This is a genomic window from Vogesella fluminis (assembly GCF_014652335.1).
Classification (GTDB): Bacteria; Pseudomonadota; Gammaproteobacteria; order Burkholderiales; family Chromobacteriaceae; genus Vogesella; species Vogesella fluminis.
The window spans coordinates 1-6,659 of record NZ_BMYP01000070.1; the positions used below are offsets into that span (position 1 = coordinate 1).

The following is a 6,659-nucleotide window of genomic DNA, read 5'->3' on the forward strand; positions in this document are numbered from 1 at the left end:
CTGTGTTTTGGATGATCCGAATTATCTCATACGGCTCGTTAAGTCCGACAGGCTGCTAGACAGCACATTCGCCAGCGGGGCCCGCGTAGATAGGGTGTGCGCGTAGACCTCGACGACCTTGCGGTCCGGAGCATAGACGAGCGTGGCGTCGCGCACCGGGAAATAGCAGAAGCTGCGGCGGTTGCGGTTGACCACCTGCACCGCAGTGACCTGATCCCCGGCAAAGCGCACGACCAGGTAGTGAATCGTCTTGGTGTCACCGTTCTTGCCCTCGTCCGCAAGCGGCACATACACCACCTCGCACGGTTCGCCGAGGCGCATTACGCTGGTCAACTGCGATTCCAGATCCTTCTTGACCGTGTCGTTCCAGATAAAGGGGGGCGCGTCGTCGCAAGGCACATCGAATGCGTCGTACAGACGCTTGTTGCCCCGGATGTCGCCAGTGTTCAGGATCGACTCGGCGACATCGAAAAGCCGTGCCGCTTCATCCGAATGGGTGCGCATCCAGACCGCGCGGCCGATCTCGCCTCCGTCCTGCGACATGAACACGGCGATCAGCTCGCCATCATTCAACTGGTCGGCGACGGTGGTGAGGATGGCCGATCCACGGGGTGATGCCAGCCGCAGCACACGCAGTGCTTCGCGTTCGGCGGGATCGCGCTGCTCTTTGCGCAGGTGCTTGACGTGCTCCAGCAAGACAGGCGAAAGCGTGGCTTCGTCTTGCGACCAGTCGAAGCCCCGGGCAAGGGCCTGACATTCGGGAAGCCCGCTGAAAGCCTTGAGGATGGAAACCGGAGCCTTCTCGATCAGGTCAAGCAGGCAGTGTGCGTTGCTCAGGGTCTTCTTGCCCATGTTGTCTCCCTTCGGGCCACTTCAGATGGCCACGGTCCATTGGCGCATCACCGCCACCGATTGCGTCAGCCCCTGCGCCAGCAGGGTGTCCAGGTATTCGTCCGCCGTCTTGGGCGGGTTCTTCAGTGTCCGCCGATGACTGGCCGCCGCCTCCAGCACGCCTGCAGGTTGCAGATCCAGTAGATCGACGATGAAATCGTCCGGATGCTGGGCCGCGAGGTTGAAGGGTTTGAGCGCCTCGACCGGGAAGTCTTTGCGGTTGAAGGTCACGATCAGGCTGGCCCCCGAGTGAATGGCGGCCGCCACCACATGGCGGTCGTCGGGATCGGGCAGGTTGATCGACGGAATCAGGTACTCGAACCCGGTGACCAAGCAGTCGCGCACGTGCGCATTCATCAGCTGACGCGTTCGATTCAGCTGCTCTGGGGTCAAGTCCGGCCGGCTGGCCAGGACGTTGCGCGTCCACTCGTCGTGGATCGTGTCGCTCCAGCGCGCCCGGTACAGGTCCGAGAGCGCCAGATGCATCAACAGGTCGCGCAACGGTGCCGGATAGAGCACGCAGGCGTCATAGACGACGGTGAAGTGCGAACTCATCCAGTCAGTACCCCATGCCGAGTTCCTGAGCCTGTGCGGCCAGTTCATCCAACGCCTTGCGGCGCTCGGCATCGATGCGCTTCTTGTAGGCGATCACGTCCTGGTAGCGCACGCGGCGATGGGTGCCGATCTTGTGGAACGGCATGTCGCCCTTCTCCAGCAACTGGACGAGGAAGGGGCGCGAGACGTTGAGCACGTCGGCTGCCTCCTGGGTCGTCAGCTCGGCATGGATCGGGATGATCGACACCGCGTTGCCCTGGCCGATCTCGGTCAGGACTTCCAGCAATAGGCGCAGCGCCGAGGTCGGAATTCGCACCGCACGTACTGCGCCCTTGTCGTCGTGGAAGTCGATTTGTTGGGTTTCGGCACGGGTCTGAAGCACGGTCGACAGCGCGCGGCCCGACTCACGGGCGAGTGCGATGTCCTCTTCGGAGGGCAGTGTTTTGGGGATAGCGGGAGCGTTCATTAGAGGTCTCCTCGTCGGGTCAAAGTTCAGTCTGACGCCATTATAAACGAAATAATCGAAATCGCAATAACCGAAACGCACACCTCTGTTCCATACAGATCAACCACTTAGCGCGGTCACGTACCTTGACCAGCTCGCGTCGACACCCATGAGGACCCAAAACGCCCTCGCGCAAGCCCAAGGCATGGCGCAATTGAATAGAGGCTCCCAAACAAAAGGAGTCTCGCGATGCAAAACCATGCCCCATCTGTTCAACCCAGCCGGAACCTGACCCGGCCCCTTTCGGACGGTGTCCTGCGCATCGCCCTCGACGAAAACGAGCTCGCCGCCCGCTGGGGGCTCTCGGTCAAGACCCTGCGCCGTTGGCGGCAGGAGCAACTCGGCCCCGTCTTCTGCAAGCTCGGGGCGCGCGTCACCTACCTGATCTCCGAAGTCGAAGCCTTCGAGCGGCGCGTCTCGCGCTACTCGACCTTCGCTCGGGCGTACCAGTGATGGAGGTGGTCATGAGCGATCTGACCATCTTCCCCGCCGACATCGCCGAGATGTCCGTCAGCCAGCTGGCTGCGCTGCCGCCCGAGGTCAAGCACGAGGTCGACAAGAACCTCGATGCCGCCATCGACTGGCTCAAGAAGGCCCGTACCAAGTTCGACGCAGCGCTGGATCAGTGCTACGGCGTACAGGCCCGCGCCGCACTGCGTGAATCCGGCCGCGATTTCGGCACTGCCCACATCAGTGACGGCCCGCTGCACATCAAGTTCGAGCTGCCCAAGAAGGTCAGCTGGAACCAGAAGCAACTGGGCGAAATCGCCGAGCGCATCGTGGCCTCGGGCGAGAAGGTCGAGGGCTACCTCGACATCAAGCTCTCCGTTTCCGAATCCCGCTACACGAACTGGCCTCCCGCGCTGCAGCAGCAGTTTGCAGCCGCACGCACCGTGGATTCCAGCAAGCCGTCTTTCACCCTTTCCCTCGATTCGGAGCACTGATCATGAGCGCGATCATTCCCTTCCAGTTCGAAGCGCACGCCGTGCGCGTGCAGGTCGACGATCTCGGGCTGCCGTGGTTCAACGCCAGCGATATCTGTTCCGTTTTGGAGTTCGGCAACCCGCGCCAGGCAATTGAATCGCATGTCGATCCGGATGACGTCCAGAAACTGGACGTCATCGACAACCTCGGCCGCACGCAGCGCGCCAACCACGTCAACGAATCGGGCCTCTACGCCCTGATCCTCGGCAGCACGAAGGATGCCGCAAAGCGCTTCAAACGCTGGGTGACCAGCGAGGTGCTGCCCGCGATCCGCAAGACCGGCGCGTACTCCGCGCCCGGCATGCTGGCTGCCTTGCCCGCACCGACCCACGACCGCGTTACCGCCATCCTGCTGATCGGCGAAGCGGTCGCCAAAGTGCCCGGCGTCAAAACCGGGATCGCGATGGCGGCGACGCTGACCTGCATCCAGGAAAACACGGGCCTGACCACGGAGGTGCTGCGCCGCGCCTTGCCTGCCGCCAACGAATCGATTTGCTCGCTCAATGCCACCCAGCTCGGCAAGTTGCTAGGCCGTTCCGCCAAGGCCACGAACCAGTTGCTGGCGGCGCGCGGTTTCCAGTTCCGCAACGACCGTGACGAATGGGAGCTGATCGAGGCGGGCGAAGCCTGGGCCGAGGCCATGCCGTACTCGCGCAACGGCCATAGCGGCTACCAGATCCTCTGGAATCCGGCGGTCGCCGAGCAGTTGAAGGAGGTGGCGTGATGTCCCTCCCGATCATTTCGGCGCAACAGCGCATGGCTGAGCGCAAGGGCGTGAAGCTGCTGATGCTGGGCAAATCCGGCATCGGCAAGACCACCCGGCTCAAAGACCTCGACCCCGCCACCACGCTGTTCCTCGACATCGAGGCGGGTGACCTGGCCGTGGCCGACTGGCCGGGCGACACCATCCGCCCAGCGTCCTGGCCCGAGAGCCGCGATTTCTTCGTGTTCCTCGCGGGCCCGGACAAGTCGCTGCCGCCAGAGAGCGCATTCTCGCAGGCGCACTACGACCACGTCGTCGAGAAGTTTGGCGACCCGACGCAGCTCGACCGCTATCAGACCTTCTTTCTCGACTCGATCACGCAGCTGTCCCGCCAGTGCTTCGCGTGGTGCAAGACGCAGCCCGGCGCAACAAGCGACCGCTCCGGCAAGCCCGATCTGCGCGCCGCCTACGGGTTGCTCGGGCAGGAGATGGTCAGCGCCTTGACCCACCTGCAGCACGCCCGGGGCAAGAACGTGGTGTTCGTGGCCATCCTCGACGAGCGGCTCGATGACTACAACCGCAAGGTGTTCGTGCCGCAGATCGAGGGCAGCAAGACCGCCCTGGAGCTTCCCGGCATCGTCGACGAGGTTGTGACGCTGGCCGAGATCAAGGCCGACGACGGCAGCGCCTATCGCGCCTTCGTCACGCACACCGTCAATCCCTACGGCTTCCCGGCCAAAGACCGCAGCGGTCGCCTCGACCTGCTGGAGCCGCCGCATCTCGGCGCGCTGATCGCCAAGTGCGCGGGCGCATCGCCCGTCAGCGCCGCCACCCCCGCACACATCGAATCTCAGGAGTAGTCGCAATGACCGCATGGAATGACTTCAACGACGCCGACGCCCAGCAATCCGGCTTCGACCTGATCCCCAAGGGCACCGTCGTCCCGGTGCGCATGACCATCAAGCCCGGTGGCTACGACGATCCCGAGCAAGGCTGGGGCGGCGGCTACGCCACCGAGTCCTTCGAGACCGGCTCCATCTATCTCGCCGCCGAATTCGTGGTCACCGCTGGCGACCATGCCAAGCGCAAGATGTGGAGCAACATCGGCCTGCACTCCAAGAAGGGGCCGACCTGGGGCCAGATGGGGCGCAGCTTCATCCGCGCCGCGCTCAACAGCGCCCGCAACGTCCACCCGCAGGACAACAGCCCGCAGGCCGCCGCCGCGCGCCGCATCCAGGGCTTCCACGAACTGGATGGTCTGGAGTTCCTGGCCCGCGTGGACATCGAGAAGGACGCCAAGGGCCAAGACCGCAACGTGGTCAAGATCGCGGTCGAACCCGATCACCCCGACTACGCCAAGTTGATGGGTGGCCCTGCGAAGGCCAAGCCGGGTGGCGGTACCTCCGGTGCCCCGGCGCAGGCGGCTCCCACCTACGCAGCCCCGACCCCGCAACGCGCGCCAGTGACGGGCAAACCGTCCTGGGCTCAGTGAGGGGGCAGATGAAATGCTGGGTCTGCAAACGACAGGCCCGGGGTTTCGGCCACACCGACAACCGTCACGGTGTCGGCGATCCCCGGCGCTATCCCATCGACTGGGTGTTCTGCTCGCAGCGCTGCCAGAGCGCGTTTCATGCGCTGTACGGCAACTGGCTGCAGGACAAGGAAGGCCGCGTCGACATCAAGGAGGTCGCCATGATCGATCCGTCTGATGTCGAGATGGCCGCGATGAAGAAGTGCCTCAAGGCCTTCGGCGAGGCGGCGGGCGAGATCGGCTTTGCCAAGCCGCTGGGCGACTACTCCGAAGCCGAGGCGCTGCGGGTGATCGACGCCATCGTCACCTGCTGGACGGACGCAATGGTCGAGCACCACGAGGCGAGCAAGTACCCGCCGGTGCGCGGCATGAAGCCGACGCCCGATCCGCTGGCCAACCCGTTCGCCGACCTGGAGGACGACCTGCCTTGGGAGACGAAGCCATGATCGACTTCAACTCTTCATCGAGCATCTCGGGCCAAGTCACCGCCTTGGTCGACGTCGGGATGCAGCAGGCCCGCGCCCGCCAGTCCGAGCGCCAGTACCTCGGTGCGTCCCGTCTCGGTCTGGCCTGCGAGCGCGCGCTGCAGTTCGAGTACGCCAAGGCACCCATCGACCACGGGCGCGACACACCGGGCCGGATGCTGCGCATCTTCGAACGCGGCCACGTCATGGAGGACCGCATGGTCGCGTGGCTGCGCGACGCCGGTTTCGATCTGCGCACCCGCAAGGCCGATGGCGAGCAGTTCGGCTTCTCGGTGGCTGATGGCCGCCTGCAGGGTCACATCGACGGCGTCATCGTCGGCGGCCCGGAGGGCTTTGCCTATCCCGCGCTCTGGGAGAACAAGTGCCTGGGCAACAAGTCCTGGCGCGAGCTGGAGAAAGACCGGCTCGCGGTGGCCAAGCCCATCTACGCCGCGCAGGTGGCGATCTACCAAGCCTATCTCGAACTGCACGAGCACCCGGCGATCTTCACGGCGCTCAACGCCGACACGATGGAGATCTACACCGAGGCCGTGCCCTTTGATGCAGCACTGGCCCAGCGCATGTCGGATCGGGCGGTGAAGGTCATCACGGCCACCGAGGCGGGAGAGCTCCTGCCGCGCGCCTTCAATGACCCGACCCACTTCGAGTGCCGGATGTGCGCGTGGCAAGACCGCTGCTGGAGGACGCAAGCATGACCGACAACAACACTCCGGCGAATGGCATCGAGCCGATGATCGACGCCAAACAGGCGGCTGCCGCACTGCGCCTGCCGTACTACTGGTTCGCCGACCACGCGATGCGCACCAAGTACCGGATTCCGCACTACCTGATGGGCGGTCTGGTGCGCTATCGCCTGTCCGAACTCTCCGCGTGGGCCGCGCGCAGCGCAGCCGTCCAGGGCCGCGATGCTCAGGACGCGGAAGCACCTGTCGAGGGAGCCGAATGATCGTAAGCGTCCGGCCCGCCCACCTTCCCAAACAGCTTAGTCGTTGCTTTGGGGGCGAA

Annotated in this window: 11 protein-coding genes; 8 read left to right on the forward strand and 3 right to left on the reverse strand. The window is 64.4% G+C overall.

The window, feature by feature from the left end:
• Nucleotides 1–21 precede the first annotated feature (21 nt).
• The 3 genes from IE083_RS15020 to IE083_RS15030 are packed head-to-tail and all read right to left on the reverse strand — an operon-like array spanning nt 22 to nt 1,912.
• Nucleotides 22–852, reverse strand: a complete 831-nt coding sequence (locus tag IE083_RS15020) for a hypothetical protein (protein ID WP_229799784.1) — start codon at nt 850–852, stop codon at nt 22–24.
• A gap of 21 nt (nt 853–873) precedes the next feature.
• Entirely contained in the window at nt 874–1,446 is a 573-nt protein-coding gene (locus tag IE083_RS15025; protein ID WP_189354846.1) for a PIN domain-containing protein, read from the reverse strand.
• A gap of 4 nt (nt 1,447–1,450) precedes the next feature.
• Nucleotides 1,451–1,912 (reverse strand): helix-turn-helix domain-containing protein, encoded by a 462-nt coding sequence (locus tag IE083_RS15030; protein ID WP_189354847.1) that lies wholly within the window; start codon nt 1,910–1,912, stop codon nt 1,451–1,453.
• 228 nt (nt 1,913–2,140) lie between these two features.
• On the opposite strand from IE083_RS15030, the gene IE083_RS15035 reads away from it, so the two are divergent.
• The 8 genes from IE083_RS15035 to IE083_RS15070 are packed head-to-tail and all read left to right on the forward strand — an operon-like array spanning nt 2,141 to nt 6,600.
• Nucleotides 2,141–2,404, forward strand: coding sequence for a helix-turn-helix transcriptional regulator (locus IE083_RS15035; RefSeq protein WP_189354848.1), 264 nt, complete (start codon nt 2,141–2,143; stop codon nt 2,402–2,404).
• Between the two features lie 11 nt (nt 2,405–2,415).
• On the forward strand, nt 2,416–2,895 hold the full coding sequence (locus tag IE083_RS15040; RefSeq protein WP_189354849.1) for a hypothetical protein: 480 nt from the start codon (nt 2,416–2,418) through the stop codon (nt 2,893–2,895).
• A 2-nt stretch (nt 2,896–2,897) separates the two neighbouring features.
• Nucleotides 2,898–3,659, forward strand: a complete 762-nt coding sequence (locus IE083_RS15045; RefSeq protein WP_189354850.1) for a BRO-N domain-containing protein — start codon at nt 2,898–2,900, stop codon at nt 3,657–3,659.
• The gene (locus tag IE083_RS15050) at nt 3,659–4,498 is read left to right on the forward strand and encodes an ATP-binding protein (protein ID WP_189354851.1); all 840 of its coding nucleotides are present in this window, start codon (nt 3,659–3,661) and stop codon (nt 4,496–4,498) included. The genes IE083_RS15045 and IE083_RS15050 overlap by 1 nt, the downstream gene beginning before the upstream one ends.
• A gap of 5 nt (nt 4,499–4,503) precedes the next feature.
• Nucleotides 4,504–5,130, forward strand: coding sequence for a hypothetical protein (locus IE083_RS15055; RefSeq protein WP_189354852.1), 627 nt, complete (start codon nt 4,504–4,506; stop codon nt 5,128–5,130).
• Nucleotides 5,131–5,138: 8 nt separating this feature from the next.
• Nucleotides 5,139–5,615 (forward strand): DUF6511 domain-containing protein, encoded by a 477-nt coding sequence (locus IE083_RS15060; protein ID WP_189354853.1) that lies wholly within the window; start codon nt 5,139–5,141, stop codon nt 5,613–5,615.
• The gene (locus IE083_RS15065; RefSeq protein WP_189354854.1) at nt 5,612–6,349 is read left to right on the forward strand and encodes a PD-(D/E)XK nuclease family protein; all 738 of its coding nucleotides are present in this window, start codon (nt 5,612–5,614) and stop codon (nt 6,347–6,349) included. The genes IE083_RS15060 and IE083_RS15065 overlap by 4 nt, the downstream gene beginning before the upstream one ends.
• Entirely contained in the window at nt 6,316–6,600 is a 285-nt protein-coding gene (locus IE083_RS15070; RefSeq protein WP_229799785.1) for a hypothetical protein, read from the forward strand. The genes IE083_RS15065 and IE083_RS15070 overlap by 34 nt, the downstream gene beginning before the upstream one ends.
• Nucleotides 6,601–6,659 lie beyond the last annotated feature (59 nt).

What these genes read in the sequence shown, in the direction of transcription:
- IE083_RS15050 (WP_189354851.1), top strand. Translation starts at nt 3,659, where the DNA reads ATGTCCCTCCCGATCATTTCGGCGCAACAGCGCATGGCTGAGCGCAAG.
- IE083_RS15025 (WP_189354846.1), bottom strand. Translation starts at nt 1,446, where the DNA reads ATGAGTTCGCACTTCACCGTCGTCTATGACGCCTGCGTGCTCTATCCG.
- IE083_RS15045 (WP_189354850.1), top strand. Translation starts at nt 2,898, where the DNA reads ATGAGCGCGATCATTCCCTTCCAGTTCGAAGCGCACGCCGTGCGCGTG.
- IE083_RS15060 (WP_189354853.1), top strand. Translation starts at nt 5,139, where the DNA reads ATGAAATGCTGGGTCTGCAAACGACAGGCCCGGGGTTTCGGCCACACC.
- IE083_RS15040 (WP_189354849.1), top strand. Translation starts at nt 2,416, where the DNA reads ATGAGCGATCTGACCATCTTCCCCGCCGACATCGCCGAGATGTCCGTC.
- IE083_RS15035 (WP_189354848.1), top strand. Translation starts at nt 2,141, where the DNA reads ATGCAAAACCATGCCCCATCTGTTCAACCCAGCCGGAACCTGACCCGG.
- IE083_RS15065 (WP_189354854.1), top strand. Translation starts at nt 5,612, where the DNA reads ATGATCGACTTCAACTCTTCATCGAGCATCTCGGGCCAAGTCACCGCC.
- IE083_RS15055 (WP_189354852.1), top strand. Translation starts at nt 4,504, where the DNA reads ATGACCGCATGGAATGACTTCAACGACGCCGACGCCCAGCAATCCGGC.
- IE083_RS15030 (WP_189354847.1), bottom strand. Translation starts at nt 1,912, where the DNA reads ATGAACGCTCCCGCTATCCCCAAAACACTGCCCTCCGAAGAGGACATC.
- IE083_RS15020 (WP_229799784.1), bottom strand. Translation starts at nt 852, where the DNA reads ATGGGCAAGAAGACCCTGAGCAACGCACACTGCCTGCTTGACCTGATC.